The 20,555-nt window shown below is 45.0% G+C and carries 18 protein-coding genes and 1 other RNA gene; 13 read left to right on the forward strand and 6 right to left on the reverse strand.

Annotated elements, in window-relative coordinates; genetic code table 11:
• Positions 1 to 5: 5 nt before the first annotated feature.
• Positions 6 to 719: an SDR family oxidoreductase gene (locus NFI81_RS25585; protein WP_234615579.1), complete on the reverse strand. Its 714-nt coding sequence runs from the start codon at positions 717 to 719 to the stop codon at positions 6 to 8.
• Positions 720 to 865: 146 nt separating this feature from the next.
• On the opposite strand from NFI81_RS25585, the gene fabG reads away from it, so the two are divergent.
• The 10 genes from fabG (at position 866) to trmD (ending at position 11,530) form a co-directional block, all read left to right on the forward strand.
• A complete protein-coding gene (fabG, locus tag NFI81_RS25590) occupies positions 866 to 1,612 on the forward strand; it encodes a 3-oxoacyl-[acyl-carrier-protein] reductase (protein WP_026631714.1) in 747 nt (248 codons plus the stop codon).
• Between the two features lie 25 nt (positions 1,613 to 1,637).
• Positions 1,638 to 3,713 carry a VWA domain-containing protein gene (locus NFI81_RS25595; protein ID WP_234615578.1) on the forward strand — a complete coding sequence of 692 codons (2,076 nt, stop codon included), beginning with the start codon at positions 1,638 to 1,640 and terminating at the stop codon, positions 3,711 to 3,713.
• Positions 3,700 to 4,638 (forward strand): DUF2279 domain-containing protein, encoded by a 939-nt coding sequence (locus NFI81_RS25600; RefSeq protein WP_234615577.1) that lies wholly within the window; start codon positions 3,700 to 3,702, stop codon positions 4,636 to 4,638. The genes NFI81_RS25595 and NFI81_RS25600 overlap by 14 nt, the downstream gene beginning before the upstream one ends.
• Positions 4,639 to 4,736: 98 nt before the next feature.
• Positions 4,737 to 5,720 carry a Smr/MutS family protein gene (locus NFI81_RS25605; RefSeq protein ID WP_234615576.1) on the forward strand — a complete coding sequence of 328 codons (984 nt, stop codon included), beginning with the start codon at positions 4,737 to 4,739 and terminating at the stop codon, positions 5,718 to 5,720.
• A gap of 94 nt (positions 5,721 to 5,814) precedes the next feature.
• Positions 5,815 to 7,155: a DUF4403 family protein gene (locus NFI81_RS25610; RefSeq protein WP_234615575.1), complete on the forward strand. Its 1,341-nt coding sequence runs from the start codon at positions 5,815 to 5,817 to the stop codon at positions 7,153 to 7,155.
• Between the two features lie 108 nt (positions 7,156 to 7,263).
• Positions 7,264 to 7,671: RNase P RNA component class A (gene rnpB / locus NFI81_RS25615), an RNA gene on the forward strand.
• A 55-nt stretch (positions 7,672 to 7,726) separates the two neighbouring features.
• Positions 7,727 to 9,235 carry an OmpA family protein gene (locus tag NFI81_RS25620; protein ID WP_234615574.1) on the forward strand — a complete coding sequence of 503 codons (1,509 nt, stop codon included), beginning with the start codon at positions 7,727 to 7,729 and terminating at the stop codon, positions 9,233 to 9,235.
• 142 nt (positions 9,236 to 9,377) lie between these two features.
• A complete protein-coding gene (locus NFI81_RS26470) occupies positions 9,378 to 10,211 on the forward strand; it encodes a 30S ribosomal protein S16 (protein ID WP_234615573.1) in 834 nt (277 codons plus the stop codon).
• 88 nt (positions 10,212 to 10,299) lie between these two features.
• Complete coding sequence (gene rimM, locus NFI81_RS25630) at positions 10,300 to 10,863, forward strand: ribosome maturation factor RimM (protein WP_234615572.1); 564 nt, start codon at positions 10,300 to 10,302, stop codon at positions 10,861 to 10,863.
• Positions 10,853 to 11,530 (forward strand): tRNA (guanosine(37)-N1)-methyltransferase TrmD, encoded by a 678-nt coding sequence (trmD, locus tag NFI81_RS25635; RefSeq protein WP_234615571.1) that lies wholly within the window; start codon positions 10,853 to 10,855, stop codon positions 11,528 to 11,530. The genes rimM and trmD overlap by 11 nt, the downstream gene beginning before the upstream one ends.
• On the opposite strand, the gene NFI81_RS25640 is transcribed toward trmD, so the two are convergent.
• Positions 11,527 to 11,970 (reverse strand): GNAT family N-acetyltransferase, encoded by a 444-nt coding sequence (locus NFI81_RS25640; protein WP_234615570.1) that lies wholly within the window; start codon positions 11,968 to 11,970, stop codon positions 11,527 to 11,529. The genes trmD and NFI81_RS25640 overlap by 4 nt on opposite strands.
• A 47-nt stretch (positions 11,971 to 12,017) precedes the next feature.
• On the reverse strand, positions 12,018 to 13,049 hold the full coding sequence (locus NFI81_RS25645; protein ID WP_234615569.1) for an RluA family pseudouridine synthase: 1,032 nt from the start codon (positions 13,047 to 13,049) through the stop codon (positions 12,018 to 12,020).
• A gap of 40 nt (positions 13,050 to 13,089) precedes the next feature.
• Between NFI81_RS25645 and NFI81_RS25650 the strand changes: the two genes are divergently transcribed.
• Positions 13,090 to 13,986 carry a 1-aminocyclopropane-1-carboxylate deaminase/D-cysteine desulfhydrase gene (locus tag NFI81_RS25650; RefSeq protein WP_234615568.1) on the forward strand — a complete coding sequence of 299 codons (897 nt, stop codon included), beginning with the start codon at positions 13,090 to 13,092 and terminating at the stop codon, positions 13,984 to 13,986.
• A 6-nt stretch (positions 13,987 to 13,992) separates the two neighbouring features.
• On the opposite strand, the gene NFI81_RS25655 is transcribed toward NFI81_RS25650, so the two are convergent.
• The 3 genes from NFI81_RS25655 to rfaD form a co-directional block, all read right to left on the reverse strand.
• The gene (locus tag NFI81_RS25655; protein ID WP_234615567.1) at positions 13,993 to 16,263 is read right to left on the reverse strand and encodes a monovalent cation:proton antiporter family protein; all 2,271 of its coding nucleotides are present in this window, start codon (positions 16,261 to 16,263) and stop codon (positions 13,993 to 13,995) included.
• 105 nt (positions 16,264 to 16,368) lie between these two features.
• Positions 16,369 to 17,820, reverse strand: coding sequence for a Fe-S cluster assembly protein SufB (gene sufB, locus NFI81_RS25660; RefSeq protein WP_234615566.1), 1,452 nt, complete (start codon positions 17,818 to 17,820; stop codon positions 16,369 to 16,371).
• Between the two features lie 96 nt (positions 17,821 to 17,916).
• Positions 17,917 to 18,882: an ADP-glyceromanno-heptose 6-epimerase gene (gene rfaD / locus NFI81_RS25665; protein ID WP_234615565.1), complete on the reverse strand. Its 966-nt coding sequence runs from the start codon at positions 18,880 to 18,882 to the stop codon at positions 17,917 to 17,919.
• A 114-nt stretch (positions 18,883 to 18,996) separates the two neighbouring features.
• Between rfaD and NFI81_RS25670 the strand changes: the two genes are divergently transcribed.
• On the forward strand, positions 18,997 to 19,416 hold the full coding sequence (locus NFI81_RS25670) for a 6-pyruvoyl trahydropterin synthase family protein (protein ID WP_234615564.1): 420 nt from the start codon (positions 18,997 to 18,999) through the stop codon (positions 19,414 to 19,416).
• 20 nt (positions 19,417 to 19,436) lie between these two features.
• A complete protein-coding gene (lpxB, locus tag NFI81_RS25675) occupies positions 19,437 to 20,546 on the forward strand; it encodes a lipid-A-disaccharide synthase (protein ID WP_234615563.1) in 1,110 nt (369 codons plus the stop codon).
• The last annotated feature ends 9 nt before the right edge of the window (positions 20,547 to 20,555 follow it).

The following is a 20,555-nucleotide window of genomic DNA, read 5'->3' on the forward strand; positions in this document are numbered from 1 at the left end:
AAAACTTACTTTGGCGGCATGGACGGCCTTACTTCCACTTTGCTAGGCAATGTTCTTGCCGGCATTTTGATCAGGTCAGAAACGATCTGGCCGATGTCTTCCGGCTGGATTTTCCAAGCATCTTTTTCAGATGGTTTGTGATCACCGAATTCTGTCGCAACCGAACCTGGCATAATCGTCGTGACTTTCACGCCAGCGTCTCTGACGTCCATCATCATGGCTTGCGAAAAGCCGACAAGTCCGAATTTGCTGGCATTATATGCACTCCCGCCTGGGAAGAAGTTGGTTCCCGCAAGGCTGGCAATGTTGATAAAATAGCCCTTTGTATCAGTAAGGGCTGCCAATGATGCTTTTGCGCTGAAAAACACGCCGGTCAGGTTAATATCGATGGTTTCCTGCCATTGTTCGGCAGTAAGGTCCTTGATAGGCGCAAAATGTCCTACGCCTGCGTTTGCGATGAAATAATTCAGTTGGCCCCATTTAGAAATAACGGTTTCCACAGCTTTCTGCTGCGATTCCAGGTTTCTGACATCAGATTCAATGCCAATCGCAAAACCTTCTTTGATTTGATTCAGTGAAGCTGCTGCCTTTTCCGCGCTTTCTTTTGAACGGCTGGTAATCGCCACGTGTATGCCTTCTTTTATAAGCACTTCTGCAATGCCGTAGCCTATGCCCTTTGAGCCGCCTGTTATGAGCGCTGTTTTGATCGTATCTGCCATTACTTTCAATTTAAATAAACAAAAATTAAATGTAGTGGGTTAACAGCAAGCCTGGTCAGAAGGTTTCTATATGTTCTTTTTTGCCAGTGGCCTTTAAAATCCTATTTTTGTCCACCAAAATCATTTTGACAGAATTATTCCCATTTATGAAATTAGTAGAAAATAAAGTCGCGTTGGTAACCGGAGCATCACGTGGTATCGGTCGTTCCATTGCCTTACGCCTGGCTCAGGAGGGCGCTGACGTCGCATTTACCTATTTATCAAGTGTTGAAAAAGGTGAGGCGCTGGCGAAAGAACTGGAACAATTTGGTGTAAGGGCAAAAGGTTATCGTTCAGATGCGTCTGATTTTCAGGCTGCGGATCAGTTGGTTACCGATGTTCTTGCGGACTTTGGCAAACTGGACGTGCTGATTAACAATGCCGGTGTAACACGCGACGGACTGCTGATGCGCATGAGTGAGGAACAATGGGATTCTGTGATTACGATTAACCTGAAATCGGTATTTAACCTGACCAAGGCGGCAACCAAAAGCATGATGCGCGCCAGAACTGGTTCCATCATTAACATTACTTCGGTGGTGGGGATCAGTGGCAATGCAGGGCAGTCCAATTATGCTGCTTCCAAGGCTGGTATCATTGGTTTTACCAAATCGATTGCACTCGAACTGGGCTCGCGCAACATTCGCTCCAATGCCGTAGCACCCGGATTTATCGAGACGGAAATGACGGATGCCGTGGATTCAAAAGCGGTGGAAGAATGGAAGCAATCGATCCCGATGAAAAGGGGAGGACAGCCGGAAGAGGTGGCCGATGCCTGCGTTTTTCTGGCTTCTGACCTTTCACGATACATTACCGGTCAGGTTTTACAAGTGGACGGCGGTATGTTGACATAGCATGTTTTTTCGTTACTTTTAACACATGCGGTCCGAACTCATTTTCCAAACCCCTTACTGGTTTATTGTCTTTTGTCTGGTGGCAGGCGCTGCTTATGCGTTCATGCTTTACCAGCCATCGGCACCCTGGGGGAAAAAATGGAACTATGCCCTGGCATTGCTGAGGGGACTAACCGTGGGAATGATCTGTTTTTTGCTCCTGGGCCCGCTGGTTCGGAAGACAGAAACCTCTGTTGACAAAGCCAAAATCGTTTTCGCTATCGATAATTCTGAATCCGTCAAAGGTGCCGGGCCAGCATTGATGAAACAGATTTCCGGTGCAGTTGCCGATCTGGAATCGTCTGGTTTTGAGGTAAGTGTGCAAACATTGGGCAAAGATTCCCGCTCGCCGGTTCCCGATTCAATCCGTTTCGACGCCAAGAAAACGGATTTGTCCGAAATGCTGCAAACCGTGAAAACCAACTTTGAGGGCAGAAATCTTACGGATGTGGTTTTGCTTTCGGATGGCATAGTTAATCAAGGCATTTCGCCGGCTTACAATCGTTTTCCCTTCAAAGTGAGCACATTGGCAGTGGGTGACACGGTCCCGGATCTGGATATCAGGATCAAGGACGTGATCAGTAACAGGATCGCCTATCTTGGGAATGAGTTTCCGATCCGTGCAGAAATTGCTGCTAACGGTCTGGCGGGGAAATCAACAACCATTACATTAAAACAAAACGGCCGGGTCATTTCAAGCCAGCAGGTGATGGTTGACAAACCGTCATTCTTCAAAGCCGTTGATTTCAAAGCGTCTTCCAGTCAAAAGGGCGTTCAGCATTACACATTGGAGCTGAGCGGAGTTGCCGGCGAAACTTCACCTAGAAATAACAAAAAAGACGTTTATATCGACATTATCGATGGCAGGCAGAAAATCCTTTTGATGGCGCTCGCACCACATCCTGACATTAAGAGCATCCGCAGCCTCATTGAAGCCAATGACAATTACGAGCTGGACATTAAAATCCTGTCTATATCCAATACGCCCGTCGCAACAGCCAAACCGTACGACCTGATCATTTTGCACCAGATCCCGAATGTGCTGGGACTTGGGAATACGCAGGTTCGCAGTTTTATAGAATCCAAAACGCCGCTTTTCTTCATTTTGGGCAATCAGTCTGCTGTGCCGCTGGCCAATTCATTGAACCGGTCGCTGATCATTAATGCAACCAACAATCAGGTTGATAAGGTTACAGCGCGCTTCAACCCGGCTTTCCAGCAACTGAATTTTGATCCCGAACAATTGAAACTGCTTGAACGGCTTCCGCCATTGTCCGTGCCTTTCGGCGATTACAACATTTCCTCAGGCACAGAAACCATTTTATTTCAGAAAGTAGGAACATTGAATACGAGCAAACCGCTGCTGGTATTAAATACAAATGGCGGACAAAAAACGGCTGTGCTCGCGGGAGAAGGAATATGGCAGTGGAGACAGGAGGAATTTGCGCAAACCAGCAAGCAGGAAGTGGTTGATAATCTGTTTCAAAAGGTGATCCAGGTGCTTTCCGTTAGAGAGGATAAGCGCAAATTCCGCGTTTATCCTGTTCGCAATGAGTTTGAGGCTGGGGAGCAGGTTGTGTTCCAGACAGAAATTTATAATGACATTTACGAACCTATCTTTGGCCAGGAAGTGAAACTGGATGTTACCAATGAAAAAGGGGTGACGCGACAATTCACTTACACGCATTCGAAGGAAAACCCCAGGTTCAATGTGAGCGGACTGTCGGACGGCGTTTACCGTTTTGCTGCTTCAACTTCTCTGCGCTCCGGTCTGGAAAAGGTGAACGGGCAGTTTGTTATCAGCAACGCAGATCTTGAATTAAACAACAGCACGGCCGATTTTGGAATGCTTCGTGAGCTTGCTAGCCGCTCGGGCGGGACATTTACAACGCCTGCGACTTTCGCGGATTTTATTTCAAAACTGAAAGAGAACCGTCCTTCCGACAGGCTGGATAGCAGCGAAGAAATGGTCGAGATCATTTATATGAAATGGTTGTTCTTCCTTTTGGTTTTGCTTCTCGGCGCCGAGTGGGGCCTTAGAAAGTATCATGGTGGCTATTAAAACGCATTTGTCGCGATTATCTCTGCCGCTGGTTCTCGCTTTTTACATTTCCAATCCGGTATTTGCGCAAAAGGATTCCTTACGGACCGACCCGCCCACAAGTGATTCAGTTCAAACTGTAAAGCCTAATTATGCATTACTACGGGGCATATTTGCAGCCCAATCTGCACTTTACCTCGGAACGATCTATGGCCTGAGCAAATCCTGGTACAAAAACCCGTTGACCAAGTTTACATTTCAGGATGATACGCGCGAGTGGCTGCAAATGGACAAAATGGGGCACGTTTACACATCGTATCAGATTGCAAGGCATACGGCAGAGCTTTACAAAAAAACAGGCATTTCGAAACGGCAAATGCTGGTCTATGGCGCCATTTCAGGCATTATTTTCCAAACGCCCATAGAAATACTGGATGGGTTTTCTCCCGATTATGGCTTTTCGCCGGGAGACATGATCGCCAACATTTCCGGGTCCGTCCTTTACCTGGGCCAGATCGCGCTTTGGGATGAAGTGCGAATCCAGCCAAAGTTTTCTTTTCACTACACATCATTGTCAAAAGTGAGGCCCGAACTGCTGGGCACCAATCGTTCGGAAAGTTGGCTGAAAGACTATAATGGGCAGACATACTGGTTTTCCGGCAGTCCCCGAACATTTTTTAAAAACAGCGGCTGGCCCGCCTGGCTCTGTCTGTCTGTGGGCTACGGCATTCACGACATGGTTTCTGCCGAAAAAGAGACGAGCATTGAACGGGGTTATCATCCGTACCGTCAATATTATTTGTCCCTGGACATTGATTTGACAAAGATTAAAACGAAAAGTAAGCTGGTCAGGACGATCGGCTTTTTTGCCAATTCAATTAAAATTCCTGCCCCGGCTTTACAAATCAGCAAAAAAGGCATTGATTTTAAACCGTTTTACTTTTAACAATTGTTGCTTAATGAGTTAATGAGTGGGCGCCGCTGCGCTGAATGATTGAATGACTGAATGAGCGCCGTGCGCTGAATGAAATAATCAATTAGAATATGAATATAGGAGATAAAGTAAGACTTGTGCATGGACGGGAGGAAGGCGTTATTTATTCGTTTTTGCCCGGAAATATTGTTGAAATAGAAATCGAGGACGGATTTCGGATCCCGGTATTGCGGAACGAGATCGTGACCATTTCACCCGTTGAGGGTCAGCGGCTTGTGAAGGAGCAGGATTCCAGGAAAATAGGGTCGCAGCAGGACATTATAGTGCCAAGAAACGCGCCGTTTGCAGAAAAGGGCATTTACCTGGCTTTCGTTGCCGTTAATGACCGCGCTGTAACAATGCATATCATTAATAATTCAGATTGGATTTTGCCGTTTACTGCGGTCGCTATCAATGAGCAGGTCAGCACCGGTTTGGCCGGTGGCGTGCTGCAACCGCGTACTGCGCAGAAATTATCAGAGCTGATCATGAAGGATTTTGAAACATGGCCTGTGTTTGAATTCAAAATGCTCTATTACCGTGAAGGCAACCATCATTTGCCACAGCCTTTGACCAAAAAAGTCAAATGCAGGGCGCAGTCATTTTACAAAAATAAGGGCAAAGCGCCGGTGTTGGGAAAGGAAGCTTTCGTGTACCAGATTGACGAGGAAAATCCAAAAACGGAAGCCATTGCGAGCCCGGAGAATCTTTCCAATGATTTGAAAACAAGCTTAATGGGTGGTGGCAAAGCGGAAACTCCTGTTTTGGAAAAGCCCGGACAGGTTGTGGATCTGCACATTGAAAAACTGACTAAACATGTAGGGTCACTTTCTAATGACTCGATCCTGAAAACGCAACTTTCCGTATTTGAAAGCAGCCTTGAGTCTGCCATAGCGAATGGAATGGAGGAAATAACATTTATTCATGGTGCCGGAAGCGGGGTTTTACGGACTGAATTGCACAGGAGGCTAGGGAAGAACCAGCATGTAAATTATTTTAAAGACGCTCAAAAAGAAAAATTCGGCTACGGTGCAACCCTCGTTAAGATCAAATAAGTGGCTCGTTAATTGCCTGAATGTATTGTTTGTGATGGCATTTGCACTCAGCATATGGCAATGCCGTTCTAAAAACACTTCTCCAAAAGCGCCTATGGAAGAATATAAGTACTCTGATAATCAGATCCAGAATGAAAAGCATTTGTCTGTGCTGAATGTTCCGGTGGAGATCCCCATTTCCGAAATAGAGAATCAGATCAATGCGAAAATCAAGGGGTTGATATACGAGGACAACAGCTATGAGGATGAAGATAATGACAATCTCAAAGCCAAAGTCTGGAAAATAAGCCCGATTAAGGTCGTTGCAATAGATTCCTCTTTTTTATTTGAAGTCCCTCTTAAAATCTGGGTCAGTGCAGGTTACAAGATCAGTCCTTTGGGTATCACCATGTCCGGATATAAGGATACCGAGTTTTCCATCAAGATCAGGCTGATCTCCAAAATCGGTATCGCTTCCAATTGGGCTATCAAGTCTGAGACTTATGTGGACAGCTACGACTGGATCTCCGATCCAAACATTAAAGTTGCCGGCATTAACATTCCGATCAAAAGCATGGCGAGTCGGCTTCTGAATAAAAATTTTGACAAGATAACACAGGCGATTGACGAGCAGGTGGCCAGCAACATTGAGCTTAAAAAGAATGCGGAACTGGCCTGGAACATTGCCCGTCAACCCGTTTTGTTGTCAAAGGAATTCGATACATGGCTGTCCATTGTGCCCACGTCGGTTGTAATGACACCTTTACTAGCTAAAAACAACATTCTTCGATCCGTTATTGGTATTAAGGGCTACACGCAAACAATTACATCGGCAACCAAGCCAGCAATTCCTGCTGTTTTAAAAATGCCGGACTTACAGATTGTGAACAAGGTTTCGGAGGATTTCAAGGTCGGATTGATCAGCGTAGTTTCTTATGCAGAGGCCGCTCGCCTGGCCACCGCGAAATTTGCCGGAGAAAAATTTTCGTTCCTGGCCGGCCAGTATAATGTTGAGGTCACTTCCATTGATATGTATGGCCAAAACGAAAAGCTGGTGATAAAAGCGGGTTTAAAAGGGAGCATTAATGGTGACATTTACCTGAAAGGAGTGCCTTATTACGACCCGGTAACGCAGCAATTATCGCTTAAAGGCCTTGATTATGACTTGGATACGAAAAACTCTATTGTGAAAACGGCAGGTTGGCTTCTGCAAGGGCAATTTGGTCGGATGATGGAGCGGAAAATGGTTTTCCCAATGGGGGAGCAGATCGGTGATGCTAAAAAAACGATACAAAAAGCATTGTCAAATCTGAAAGTAACCGAGGGTGTCATTTTAAAGGGTAACTTAACGGATATTACACCGGACAGAGTTTATTTAACACCGGAACACCTTTATTCTGTTGTATTTGCGAATGGAAATGTTAATCTGAAGGTCAACGGATTAAAGGGAATTTGAAACAAAATTTCGACAAAAATCCGCGTCTTTACCATAATTTTTTACTTTTAATAGTATATTGACTGCTGATCGAAAGAAAGTATTTCTTAGCTTTGTGGTCAGAGGAAAGGAATAAGCTGACCTACCGCTGCGGTTTCGGCCGAAGAGGAAAGTCCGGGCAGCAGAGAGCATCGTACTTCCTAACGGGAAGGCAGCAAGCCGGAGACGGAATGCTGACAGCAAGTGCCACAGAAATTATACCGCCCTGGCATGTTTTTTATGTGTCACGGTAAGGGTGAAATGGTGGAGTAAGAGACCACCGCTCGTTGGGTGACCAACGAGGCAGGGTAAACCTTACGAGCTGAAAGATCAAATAGGTGTCAATCCGTGGGGCTGCTCGTCCCCGTCTTTCGGGACATTGACACGGGTAGATCGTTAGAGGTTCCAGGTGACTGGAATCGTGGATAAATGGTAGGAGCTTGACATTGGCTTGCCAATGAAGAGTAACAGAATCCGGCTTACAGGCTTATCCTTTTTCTGATTTTGAGTTAATTAAATAGTGAATATTTGAATCACATAACTGGTGTTTCCCATGAAGAGAAAGAATCTTTACGTTGCTTTGATTTGTTTGTCCCTACTGAGTTTGAATACGTCTGCCCAAAATCGAACGTATGAAGGACCCAATAAAATGAACACCTGGTCTATCACAGGTTACGGGGGGATTACCAAATTCTTCGGAGATTTAACAGAGTACAATGGCTTCAAACGCGGAGACAACGAAAAATTAACCGGAGGCTGGGGATTGTCCATCAACAAACAGCTTTCTCCTATTTTCGGTGTTCAGATCGTTGGATTCAATGGCCGTCTGCAAGGTTCAAAAGCTGGCCACATTAGCTCATTATCAAATCATGAGTACAACGCTACATTTAATAGCCCATCATTCGTTCAGGTTTCTTTGGACGGAACAGCCAATCTGAACCGTCTGTTATTCGGTTACAAGAAATTGCGCAGATGGAAAGTAGACGCGCATTTAGGTTGGGGTATCATTTACTACCACACGGATGTAGATTATATTAATGTTACGACTGGTGAAGAAAAGTCTTTTTCTACAAACACGGATGCCAGCTCGAAAACAGCCGGAGAGTGGGAACGTAATGGTTCTACTTATACACGTGAATGGGTAATGCCTGTGGGGCTGTCAGTACATTATGAGTTGACACCACGATTCGATTTAGGCTTAGATTACACGCATAACTTTGTGAATACTGAAAAGTTGGATGCAACGGTTGGTGGATTAAGCGATTACTCAACACAACAGGGCATCTGGACATTTCAAAAAGGTGAGTCAGGAAACGATGCTTACGGAATTGCGACCATCGCATTAACTTACAAACTGGGTAAGAATGCTGTAATGGCTAAAAAAGGTAAATACGATGCAGGAAGCGGCCGTTACCACTTGCGTTGGGCTAATCCTCAGTCACTGATTCCAATTCCTTACAACCCAACAATGGAAGATGCAGATTCAATTGCAAAAGCAAACATGCCTAAGCCAGTTGATCCACGTCTTTACACAGATTCAGATGGAGACGGTGTAGCGGATCTTTTTGATAAAGAACCAAATACGCCAATCGGAAGCATCGTTTCAGGTGGTGGAGTTGCAATGGATCTTGATAAAATCATCAGAGATGCAATCAAAAACAACTTGCCAAAAGACGAATGCGAAGCATTGTTCAGCAACATCGAATTCGATACTGACAAAGCGATTATCCGCAATCCTTCGAAAGAAACTTTAAGCAAAGTAGTTGAGCTGCTGAACATGCGTACAAACTGCCGCATCGTTTTGGTTGGTCACACGGATGCACGTGCTTCGGACGCATACAACGTATCTCTTTCACGTCGTCGTGTTGATGCTGCCAAGCGCTTCCTGATCCGCGCCGGAATTACTGATCCTAGCCGTATCATCATAGAACATTACGGTGAGTATCGCCCAATCGCTGAGAACACAACAGTTGAAGGTTTGCAATCAAACCGTCGTGTTGAAATCAAGATCTTGCCAAATAACACGATTCGCTCAACATATCCTGCTGGTTTCCGCCCTTAGGAATTGTTTAAGACATAGTAAAAAGGAAGGTAATCGATTACCTTCCTTTTTTTGTGGAAGCTGTTCCGGAATTCAGGAAATTCACTTACCTTTGCACCCTGTTTAATTTAGGGACGAGCTCCCGATCATAACAAATTCAATAATGGCAGTTAAAATTAGGTTGGCGCGTCGTGGACGCAAGAAGAAGGCGATTTATGATATCGTAGTCGCAGATGCCAGAGCACCACGTGATGGTCGCTTCATCGAAAAATTGGGTATCTACAACCCAGGTACAAACCCTGCTTCCATCGTTTTGGAATCAGACAAAGCAGTTGATTGGCTTTTGAAAGGTGCACAACCAACTGATACAGCACGGTCTATTTTGCAACACGAAGGTGTTATGCTTAAAAAACACTTGCAAGTAGGCGTTATCAAAGGTGCAATCACGCAAGAAGTTGCTGATTCACGTTTTGAAGAATGGAAAGGATCTAAAACAGATCGTAAAGCAACTGCTGCTGATTCCATAACACAGAAGAAAGATTCTGACAAACAAGCTAGACTTGAAGCTGAGCGTAAAGTAAGCCAGACTCGTGCAGAAGCAATCGCTAAGAAAAACGCACCTCCTGTTGAAGAAGCTCCTGAAGTTGAAGAGGCGGAAGCGGCTGTTGACACAGTAACAGAAGAAGTTTCTAACGAAGTAGCGGCTGACGAAACAGCGGCTGACGAAACAGCGGTTGAGGAAACGGTAGCTGAGGAAGCGGCAGTTGCACCAGCACCTGTTGAAACGCCAGAAGCAGCTGCACCAGCACCAGTTGAAACTCCGGAAGTTGAAGCAGCGGCACCCGCACCAGCTGAAACGCCGGAAGTTGAAGCAGCAGCACCAGTTGAAGCTCCGGAAGCTGAGACTGCGACGCCAGTTGAAACTCCTGCGGCTGAGGCACCAGCATCTACTGAAACTCCTGAAACGGATGAATCAGCAGAGAAAAAAGCTGAGTAATTAGCTTCAAAATACATTGTTTATGAGTCTGTCGGTGATCCGTACAGACTCATATTGTTTTATACTTACACCATTATTTGATTAGCAGGTGACACAGGATAATTGTTATTTATTAGGTTATATCGTCCGCACACATGGAACAACGGGCAATGTTGTGATTTTCCTTGACGTGGATTATCCCGAAGAATATGAAGAGCTCGACGCAATTTACGTTGAAATAAAAGGAGAGCTGGTTCCATATTTTATAGAAAATTTCAACTTGCAAAAGCAGGCCAATGCAATTGTCAAGTTTGAGGATATTAATACAATAGAAAAAGCCCAGGCACTTGTTGGTAGCTCACTTTACCTCTCACTGGATGAATTGGAAGAGCTGAGTAATGAGGAGTTTTATTATCACGAGATCAAAGGCTTTACAGTTGTAGATCAAACAGCCGGCGAGCTTGGAACAGTGCGTGAAGTTTACTCGCTAAACGGCCAGGATCTGATCGCGATGGATTATCAGGGCGTAGAAGTGCTTATTCCAACGGCTGCTGACATTGTCTTGAAGGCCGACAAGGAGAACAAGCAACTGATGGTCAATCTGCCAGAAGGCTTATTGGAAGTATATCTTGACAATTCAGATTCTGAAAATACACCAGACGATGCGGATTGATATTATAACGTGCGTTCCCAATCTACTGGATAGCTTTTTTGCGCATTCCATCCTTAAACGCGCCCAGCGAGGCGGTTTTGTAGAGGTGATGGTGCATGACATCAGGGATTACTCGGTTAATAAGCACCGGACAATTGATGACTATGCATTTGGTGGAGGAGCTGGAATGGTGCTGCAAATTGAGCCGATTGCCCGTTGTATCCGCGGCCTGCAAAAGGAAAGGGAATATGAAGAAATCATTTATCTCACACCCGACGGTGAGCTAATGCAACAGCATATGGTGAACCAACTCTCTTTAAAAGGCAACATTATCATGTTATGTGGTCATTACAAAGGCGTTGATCAGCGTGTGCGGGATATGTTTATTACCAAAGAGGTTAGTATTGGCGACTATGTGCTGTCTGGGGGTGAACTGGCGGCAGCCGTACTTTCCGACGCCATTATCCGGTTGCTTCCGGGCGTTTTGAATGACGAAACTTCTGCATTAACCGACTCATTCCAAGATAACTTGCTGGCGCCGCCTGTCTACACCCGTCCTGCTGACTTTGAAGGGCATACGGTTCCTGAAATCCTGATGTCGGGGCACGAAGCTAAAATTGAGGAGTGGCGTTACGAGCAGTCCATTCATCGGACCAAAGAACGCAGGCCGGATTTGCTAAAACCTTAAAAATCAAGGCTGCAATTAATCCATTCGTTGTCGAAGTTGGTGCCGTATTTGCGGTAGAACCCAACGGCTGACGTATTCCAGTCCAGCACCTGCCATAGCATGCCTGTGCAGCCGGTTTGTTTGGCAGCAGCTACGGTTGCATCAAATAGTATCTTGCCAATACCATTGCCGCGCATGTCTTCGGTTACAATAATATCTTCCATATACAATCTCTTTCCCTTCCACGTCGAATAACGGTAATAGTATAGCGACATGCCAATGATTTTGGAATCCGACTCGGCAACAAAGAAGTCATACAGCTTTTCATTATAGTCCCGGGTCATTTTTTCAACATTGTTGGTGACCTGGTTCAAGGCACGTTCATAAAGGGCCAGTTCTTTCACTAACTCAAAAATTGCTGGGATGTCTTCTATTTTTCCTTGGCGGGTTGAGATTGTCATAATATCATTTATTTAATATTCTGAAAGAGGTTAAAATACACCATTTCCTACTGATTATCGGCGAAGTTTTCCCACTTTTCTAAAATAGTCTGAAAATTTACTGGAAGCGCTGTGTCGAATTGCATCCACTCTTTTGTCTTGGGATGAATGAATCCGAGCGATTTAGCATGTAATGCCTGCCCGGGAAGCAGTTCGAAAAGGTTTGTTACCATGGCCTTATAGCTGCCATTCGACGGCCCACGCAGGATTTTGTCCCCACCATAAACCGTATCATTAAAAATTGGATGGCCGATGTGCTGCATATGCGCCCGGATCTGGTGCGTTCGTCCTGTTTCAAGATTGCATTGAATCAATGTCACATAACGGAGCGATTTGATTGTCTTATAATGTGTTACTGCGTGTTTTCCCTGGCTTCCATCCGGGAAAATGTCCATCACGCGCCGGTCTCTTGCACTTCTCCCGATATGGCCAGTAATGGTGCCGGATTCCACTTTTGGCTCGCCCCAAATGAGTGCATTATAAGTCCTTTCAATGGTGTGATCTGAAAATTGTTTGGCTAAAAATGTCATCGCAAATTCTGTTTTTGCAATAACCAGCAAACCTGATGTGTCCTTATCAATGCGATGGACCAATCCGGGCCGTCCTTCGCCGTTTCTGCCCGTAGGAAGTTGCTGGAAGTGATAAACCAATGCATTAATGAGTGTTCCGGTCCAGTTTCCAAACGCTGGATGAACCACCATGCCGGTTGGCTTATTGACGATTAGCAACACTTCATCTTCATAAATAATGTCCAGCGGAATATTTTCGGGGATGATTTCGGTATCGCGCGGCGGTTCGGGAAGTGAGAGCGTGATGACATCCAGCGGTTTCACTTTATAACTCGCCTTGGTAATGTTGCCGTTCACCTTTACGGCTTCCGCATCAATTCCATTTTGTATTTTTGTCCGCGAAGCATTGGCCACATGGAGGCTCAAATATTTGTCCAGCCTGATTAATCCCTGACCTTTGTCAGCAACAATTCTGTAATGTTCAAATAAATCATCTTCTTCTGAGGCAATCTCAATATTGTCTTCGGACATTCCAATTGGTCATTTATTATAAACAAAAATATCAAAATAAGTGGATTTACTAAGTGCCGCGCTGCCAACCCCGATCCAGGAACTTTCCAACGCTATCACGCAAAAGGCCGGGATAAGGTTATATATCAAGCGCGACGACCTGATCCATCCAACCGTTTCCGGTAACAAATGGCGGAAACTGAAATACAATTTATCAGAAGCGCAATCGCAGAGGCACACACACTTGCTAACATTTGGCGGCGCTTTTTCTAATCACTTATATGCAGTGGCAGCCGCCGGAAAAGCACTTGGCTTTGAAACAATTGGCATTGTACGAGGCGAGGAGCTGGCAGATAAGCTTTCACCGACATTGTTATTTTGCGAAAATCAGGGCATGCAGCTGCATTTCGTGTCGCGTGTTGAATATAAGCGCAAGAATGCTGATGATTATTTGCAAGAGCTGGCAGTGAATTTTAATAATCCGTTTATAATCCCGGAAGGCGGAACGTCTGCATTTGCGTTAAAAGGCGTTGCGGAAATGGTGCCGGAAGTAATTGCGCAGCTAGGAAAAGCGCCAAATTACTTTGCTGTTGCGGCGGGTACGGGCGGGACTGCCGCAGGACTGCTGTCCGTCGGGGCAAATGTCCTTGCTTTTTCAGCATTGAAGGGTGGGGGATTTCTGGAACACGACATTGCTGACCTTCTTAACGGGCACTGTTCGATCAGCAACTTGCAGCTTTTTACAGATTATCATTTTGGTGGCTATGCCAAATGGACACCTGAGCTTATCGCATTTATGAATGAATTTCAGCAGGAGTTCGACATTCAGTTGGAGCAGGTTTACACGGCCAAAATGTTCTTCGGGCTCTTTGATCTGATCAGCAAAAAACACTTTCACAATGGTGAGACCATTGTTGCCGTGCACACGGGGGGAATGCAGGGGTTGCTTACAGTATAGCTGGACTCACGACAAAGCCGGAATCTCCTCGTCGCTATTGGCCGATTTCGTTTTGACAAATTCTTTGATCAAATCCTTTTCTCCCGCAATCCACAGCACATCGTCATTCTCAATGATCATGGATGAGTCCGGATTAAGGATCCGCTCGCCGTTGCGTTCAAGGCCAACGATCATTCCATGCGTTTTTTCCCTGATCTGGCTGCTTCTGATGCTTTTTCCACGGATCTGGTATTCGCTTCTTACTTCCACGCGTTCCAGCACAATGCTGTCTTCGTGTGCAATGTAAACATCGCCGTTGGTGCTTACTTCAATGTGTCCCCTGAAAATATCAAGCTGTTCGTCGGTCCCGATCACCTCAATGCGATCGCAGGGATACAGCACTTCGGTAGGGCGCGGCAGGTGAATGGTCTTACTGCCTCGCTCGATCAACACCACATTAATCCCAAAATTCTCCCGGATTTTTAATTCCTGCAATGTTTTTCCAATCAGCGATGAATCGGCGCTTACTTCCAGGAAGGCAAAGTGCGCGTCCCAGGGGAGTAATATCTTTTTCGATTTTCCGCTTCCTTCCAGCTGTCGCGCATTCAGATTTTGCAGGAAACGCTCCTCGATGCGGTGATAAAAGGTTTGCAGTCTTTGGTAAAAAATCGCAAAACCCAGGATCATAATGCCCCCCGCAACGCTAAGCGCCGTTGGTGTCGCAAAAAATGAATTAAGCAGAAAACCCATTAACAAAATGGCGATCAGCACTCTGGACAATTCAAGCAAAAGCAACGGGCCGCGACTGAATTTCCTGCTTAGCCATATTGCCGAATAGGCTTTTCTGTTTGATCTCTTAAAAATAAGCGCCCACAAAAAGGGGGAGATCAGAAGGAATGTGATCCCAAATAAAACAGCATTCGTAATGTAAGTTTCCGGAACCCGGGTGTGCAGTTGGTCGGCCAATTGACGCGACGAAGCCATGACAATCCCAATGATCACCACCGAATTTAAGATGACAGTTTGCGAATAGGATTTCAGGATCTCATTCCAATGCGTGGTCTGGACAATGGTTTCCGTGCTTGTGCTGTATCGGTTGAGATAATGTTTCCATTTTTCCGGCAATCGTTTTTCAAGCCATTCTGAAAGCGGTTCGGAAGCTTTCATCATGTAGGGTGTTGTAAAAGTGGTAATTACAGAAACCCCCACGGCTATTGGATAGAGAAAATTACTGGTAACATTCAGCGAAAGCCCAAGCGTGGCGATAATAAAGGAGAATTCACCAATCTGCGACATGCTCATTCCCGATTGCAGTGAATTTTTAAGCGGTTGTCCTGAAATAATGGCACCTAAGGAGACGAACGTGGTTTTTCCCACAATGACAACCAAAACCAAAATTGCGGTAGGTAATGCATATTCTACGAGCAATCCCGGGTTGATCAACATGCCAACTGAGATAAAGAACACGGCTCCAAATAGGTCTTTTAGTGGCTTTAACAAATGCTCAATTTTCTCCGCGTGGGTCGTTTCTGCGAGAATGGATCCCATGATAAATGCGCCAAGCGCCGCCGAAAAACCAGCCTGCGTTACCAGAAATACCATTCCAAAACATAAAGCAACCGATGTGATCAGCACGCTTTCGTCGTTCATCAGTTTTCGGTAACGTCTGAGTAATGTGGGGAAGATGAATATGCCGCCTAAGAACCAGAGTGTCAGGAAGAAAAATAGTTTTAATATCGATTGCAGCAATTCCATTCCTGCAAATTGCTGGCTGATGGATAATGTCGAGAGCAAAACCATTAACAAAACCGCTGTAAGGTCTTCAATGACCAAGATCCCAAGTACAACACGTGTGAATTTTTGGGTTTTAAGGCCTAGTTCATCAAAAGCCCTGAATATGATAGTGGTGGAAGAAATCGCGATAATCCCGCCTAGGAAAAGGCTGTCTATTTTACTCCAACCCAACAATTGTCCCGTTGTATAACCGGTTGCGAGCATCATTCCCACTTCAAAAAGACCCGTTATCGCAGCTGTATTTCCGACCTTGACCAGCTTTTTGAAACTAAATTCAAGACCCAAGCTGAAAAGCAAAAAAATCACCCCGATCTCCGCCCATATTTCTATCGTCTTAATGTCAGTAATGGTTGGGAAAAGATTGAAATTCGGTCCTACAAGCAATCCGGCCAGTATATAACCCAGCACAATGGGTTGCTTCAATTTCTTGAAGATCAGGGTAATAATCCCTGCCATCGTGAGTATTAATGAAAGGTCGACGATTAGTTGCGGAACGTGCGTCATATGGTTGGGCTTAGTGACTAATTTTGTTAGATCAATAAAATACAAAAAGCCTTTGACGAATCAAAGGCTTTTGTAACGTTGCGTTATAAAAATGGCTTGCTGGCGTTATCCTACGCTGCCTTCCAAACTGATTTCCAGTAATTTTTGTGCTTCCACAGCAAACTCCATCGGAAGCTGATTTAATACTTCCTTTGCATATCCATTTACAATCAATGCAACCGCTTGTTCTGTTGGAATGCCGCGTTGGTTGCAATAAAAAAGAATGTCCTCGCCAATTTTTGAAGTCGTAGCCTCATGCTCAACCGTTGCCGAAGGATTGCTCACTTCAATGTATGGAAATGTATGCGCACCGCATTTATCACCCAATAACAGCGAGTCGCACTGCGAAAAGTTACGTGCTTTTTCAGCTTTCTTAAAAACCTGAACAAGTCCTCTGTATGAGTTCTGACTCTTACCAGCTGAAATGCCTTTTGAAACGATCCGGCTCTTGGTATTTTTCCCGATATGGATCATTTTCGTACCTGTATCAGCCTGTTGCATGTTATTCGTAACAGCAACGGAATAGAATTCACCGATTGAATTATCACCTTTCAAAATCACCGAAGGATATTTCCAGGTGATTGCCGAGCCGGTTTCAACTTGCGTCCAGGAAATTTTCGAACCTGCGCCGTCACAAAGACCGCGTTTGGTTACAAAATTGTAAATCCCACCTTTTCCGTCTTTATCGCCCGGATACCAGTTCTGAACAGTCGAATATTTCACATTTGCATTCTCATGCGCGAAGATTTCTACAACTGCGGCATGCAACTGATTTTCGTCACGCATAGGCGCTGTACAACCTTCCAGGTAACTCACGTGGCTATCGGCGTCACCGATAATCAGCGTGCGCTCAAACTGCCCTGTTCCGGCCGCATTGATACGGAAATAAGTGGAAAGCTCCATCGGGCAGCGAACGCCTTTTGGAATATAAACGAAAGAACCGTCAGAGAAAACAGCCGAATTCAATGCTGCATAATAGTTGTCCTTTGGAGGAACAACCGATCCTAAATATTTTTGAACTAGTGCCGGATGTTCACGAATGGCCTCGCTAATAGAGCAAAAGATAATTCCTTTCTCTTTCAGCGATCCTTTGAATGTCGTGAAAACGGATTCCGAATCCATTACAGCATCAACCGCGATCGAAACACCTGAAAGGCGTTTTTGCTCGTTAAGCGATATTCCCAGACGCTCAAAAGTGTCGCGCAATTCCGGATCAATGTCGTCCAGACTGTCAACCTGCTTTTTCTTCTTGGGTGCCGAATAATATTTTATTCCCTGAAAATCGATTTTTGGATAATGAACGTTTGGCCACTTTGGCTCAGCCATTGTCAGCCACAAATGATAAGCTTTCAAACGCCACGCAAGCATCCATTCCGGTTCATTTTTTTTGGCTGAGATAAATCTGACAATATCATCATTAAGGCCCATAGGAGCCTCATCTGCCTCAATATCAGTTACAAAACCATATTTGTATTCCGAACTGGTGATTTCCTCCAACAATTCATCTTCTTTGCTCATAGTCTAATAATTATCACACTGTGTTTCGTATTACAGTAACACAGAGAACGGGGATTGAGTTTATTGAGAACATCAAAAATACACAAAAATGCGGATTTATAGGTAGGCTCCCGATGAAAGATAGTTCTTCACATAGTCGTCAATTCCCTCTTCCAGTGACGTAAACGGACGTGTGAAACCGATGGAGCGAAGTTTGCTCATATTAGCCTGCGTGAAATATTGATATTTGTCGCGGATATCTTCCGGCGTATCTATATACGAAATGTCTGCGGGCTTGCCCATCGCATTGAATGTGCTTGTTACTAGGTCTTTGAAAGTCCGTGCGCGGCCGCTTCCAAGGTTGTAAATCCCTGAATTTTTGCGGTGATGCATGAAGAAAATGCAAACGTCGATCAGGTCTTTAACATAGATAAAATCACGCATCTGCTCGCCATCCTTAAAATCAGGGTTATGCGACCGGAAGAGCTTCATTTTTTCCGTTTTATTGATCTGGTTAAAGGCGTGCATCACCACGGACGCCATTCTTCCCTTGTGGTATTCGTTAGGGCCATACACATTGAAAAACTTCAAACCTGCCCAGAAAAACGGTTTTTTCTCCTGTTGCAAAGCCCATATATCAAACTCATTTTTGGAATCACCGTAAGGATTCAGCGGTTTCAGCTGTGATAATGTGGATTCATTGTCATCATATCCATGCTCGCCCAAGCCGTAAGTGGCTGCTGATGATGCATATACAAGCGGAATTTGGTAAGCAATGCATTTCTCCCAGATCTGTTTGGAATAACTTACATTAAGCTCTTCGAAAATCTCCCTATCGAATTCGGTTGTGTCCGTCCGGGCACCGATGTGGAAGATGAATTCAACATCCCGGTTGTTCTTATCCAGCCAGTTAAAGAGCTCAACCCTTTCTACTTTTTCCTGAATTGTTTTTCCTTCAAGGTTTTCTGCTTTCTCGATTTTGGAAAAATCATCTACTGCAATAATGCTTTTGAAACCGTCCTGATTTAAGCGGCTGATAAGCCCGCTGCCAATGAATCCGGCTGCACCTGTTACGATAATCATGGGAGAGATTATATGTTTAATGATCGCATTTTTTTTGTTATCCTCTTGTTAACCTGCAAAACTACGGATACAAGATGTAATTTTGTACCCTATTTATCAAGGAGGAGAAGATTTATGATTTACGTAACAAGAAAAGAGCATTTCAACGCAGCCCACCGGCTTTTCAATCCGGCCTGGTCTGAGGAAAAAAACCAGGAAGTTTTTGGCCCCTGCGCTAACAACAACTGGCATGGACATAATTTTGAGCTGATTGTTACTGTAAAAGGAAAGCCTGACCCGGACACCGGTTTTGTAATTGATCTGAAAGTGCTGGGTGATATCGTGAAGAATAAAGTGGTGGATAAGGTGGATCATAAGAATCTTAACCTGGATGTGGATTTTATGCAAGGCAAAATGGCTTCCTGCGAAATATTTGTTTATGAAATATGGAATATTCTCGCGCCAGCCATTGCTGAGGCATCCCCGAATTCTAAGCTGCATTACATCAAGCTGGTTGAAACCCCAAAGAATTTTGTAGAGTATTACGGCGAATAAGTGCCAACTGACTAGTCCAGATGAAATATTACCTCATTGCAGGAGAGCGTTCGGGAGATTTGCATGGTTCCAACCTCATCGGCGGAATCCGCGAGAATGATCTTGATGCGGAGTTCCGCGGCTGGGGAGGTGATATGATGGCGGGCGCTGGCATGGAGCTGGTCACGCATTATAAGGATACGGCTTTCATGGGTTTCCTGGAAGTGGCGCTTAACCTGCATAAAATCTCCGGCTTCCTGAAAAAATGCAAAGCCGATATTCTTGAATACAAGCCGGATGCATTGATTCTGATCGATTATCCGGGCTTCAATTTGCGCATTGCCGCTTTCGCGAAGTCAAGGGGATTGAAAGTGTTCTATTATATTTCGCCAAAAGTCTGGGCCTGGAATCAAAAACGCGCTTTAAAGATCAAGCAAAATGTGGATCACATGTTCGTGATCTTTCCATTTGAAATAGATTTTTACAAAAAATTCGATTACAAAGTGGATTACGTAGGCAATCCGTTGATGGACGCCATTGCCGCATTCAAGCCGGATCCTGAATTTCGTGAAAAACATAATTTGCAGCCGGACAAGCCGGTTATAGCATTGCTTCCAGGCAGTCGCCAGCAGGAAATTATTGGCATGCTTGACATTATGCTCACCGTTCAGCCGCATTTTCCTGATCACCAATTCGTGATTGCGGGGGTTAGTAACCTTCCCAAAACCTTATACGAAAAGTATATTGCAGCGCATAATGCAATCATTGTTTACGAATCAACTTACGATTTGCTGAACATTGCCGATGCCGCACTGGTAACATCCGGAACAGCCACATTAGAAACCGCATTATTCAGCGTTCCGGAGGTGGTTTGCTATAAAACAAGCGCCTTTTCCTATGCCATCGCCAAACGCCTCATCCGGGTTCCGTTTATCTCTTTGGTGAATCTTATTTTGGAAAAAGAAGCGGTTAGGGAGTTGATACAGAGCGAATTGAATGAGCGCTTGCTTGTTGAAGAGCTCGTGAAAATTTTGCCGGGCGGAGCAAAGCATAACGAGCAGATGGAGGATTACAAGACGCTGCAAAACCTGGTCGGCGGGCCAGGCGCGTCCGGCAGGGCAGGAGGGTTGATTGTGGGATATTTGAAATAAATAAGCATT

This window comes from Dyadobacter fanqingshengii, from assembly GCF_023822005.2.
Taxonomy (GTDB): Bacteria; Bacteroidota; Bacteroidia; order Cytophagales; family Spirosomataceae; genus Dyadobacter; species Dyadobacter fanqingshengii.

Coding starts and splice junctions, on each gene's coding strand:
- NFI81_RS25585 (WP_234615579.1), bottom strand. CDS start 719: ATGGCAGATACGATCAAAACAGCGCTCATAACAGGCGGCTCAAAGGGC.
- fabG (WP_026631714.1), top strand. CDS start 866: ATGAAATTAGTAGAAAATAAAGTCGCGTTGGTAACCGGAGCATCACGT.
- NFI81_RS25595 (WP_234615578.1), top strand. CDS start 1,638: ATGCGGTCCGAACTCATTTTCCAAACCCCTTACTGGTTTATTGTCTTT.
- NFI81_RS25600 (WP_234615577.1), top strand. CDS start 3,700: ATGGTGGCTATTAAAACGCATTTGTCGCGATTATCTCTGCCGCTGGTT.
- NFI81_RS25605 (WP_234615576.1), top strand. CDS start 4,737: ATGAATATAGGAGATAAAGTAAGACTTGTGCATGGACGGGAGGAAGGC.
- NFI81_RS25610 (WP_234615575.1), top strand. CDS start 5,815: ATGGAAGAATATAAGTACTCTGATAATCAGATCCAGAATGAAAAGCAT.
- NFI81_RS25620 (WP_234615574.1), top strand. CDS start 7,727: ATGAAGAGAAAGAATCTTTACGTTGCTTTGATTTGTTTGTCCCTACTG.
- NFI81_RS26470 (WP_234615573.1), top strand. CDS start 9,378: ATGGCAGTTAAAATTAGGTTGGCGCGTCGTGGACGCAAGAAGAAGGCG.
- trmD (WP_234615571.1), top strand. CDS start 10,853: ATGCGGATTGATATTATAACGTGCGTTCCCAATCTACTGGATAGCTTT.
- NFI81_RS25640 (WP_234615570.1), bottom strand. CDS start 11,970: ATGACAATCTCAACCCGCCAAGGAAAAATAGAAGACATCCCAGCAATT.
- NFI81_RS25645 (WP_234615569.1), bottom strand. CDS start 13,049: ATGTCCGAAGACAATATTGAGATTGCCTCAGAAGAAGATGATTTATTT.
- NFI81_RS25655 (WP_234615567.1), bottom strand. CDS start 16,263: ATGACGCACGTTCCGCAACTAATCGTCGACCTTTCATTAATACTCACG.
- sufB (WP_234615566.1), bottom strand. CDS start 17,820: ATGAGCAAAGAAGATGAATTGTTGGAGGAAATCACCAGTTCGGAATAC.
- rfaD (WP_234615565.1), bottom strand. CDS start 18,882: ATGATTATCGTAACAGGTGCAGCCGGATTCATTGGCAGCGGGCTTATC.
- NFI81_RS25670 (WP_234615564.1), top strand. CDS start 18,997: ATGATTTACGTAACAAGAAAAGAGCATTTCAACGCAGCCCACCGGCTT.
- lpxB (WP_234615563.1), top strand. CDS start 19,437: ATGAAATATTACCTCATTGCAGGAGAGCGTTCGGGAGATTTGCATGGT.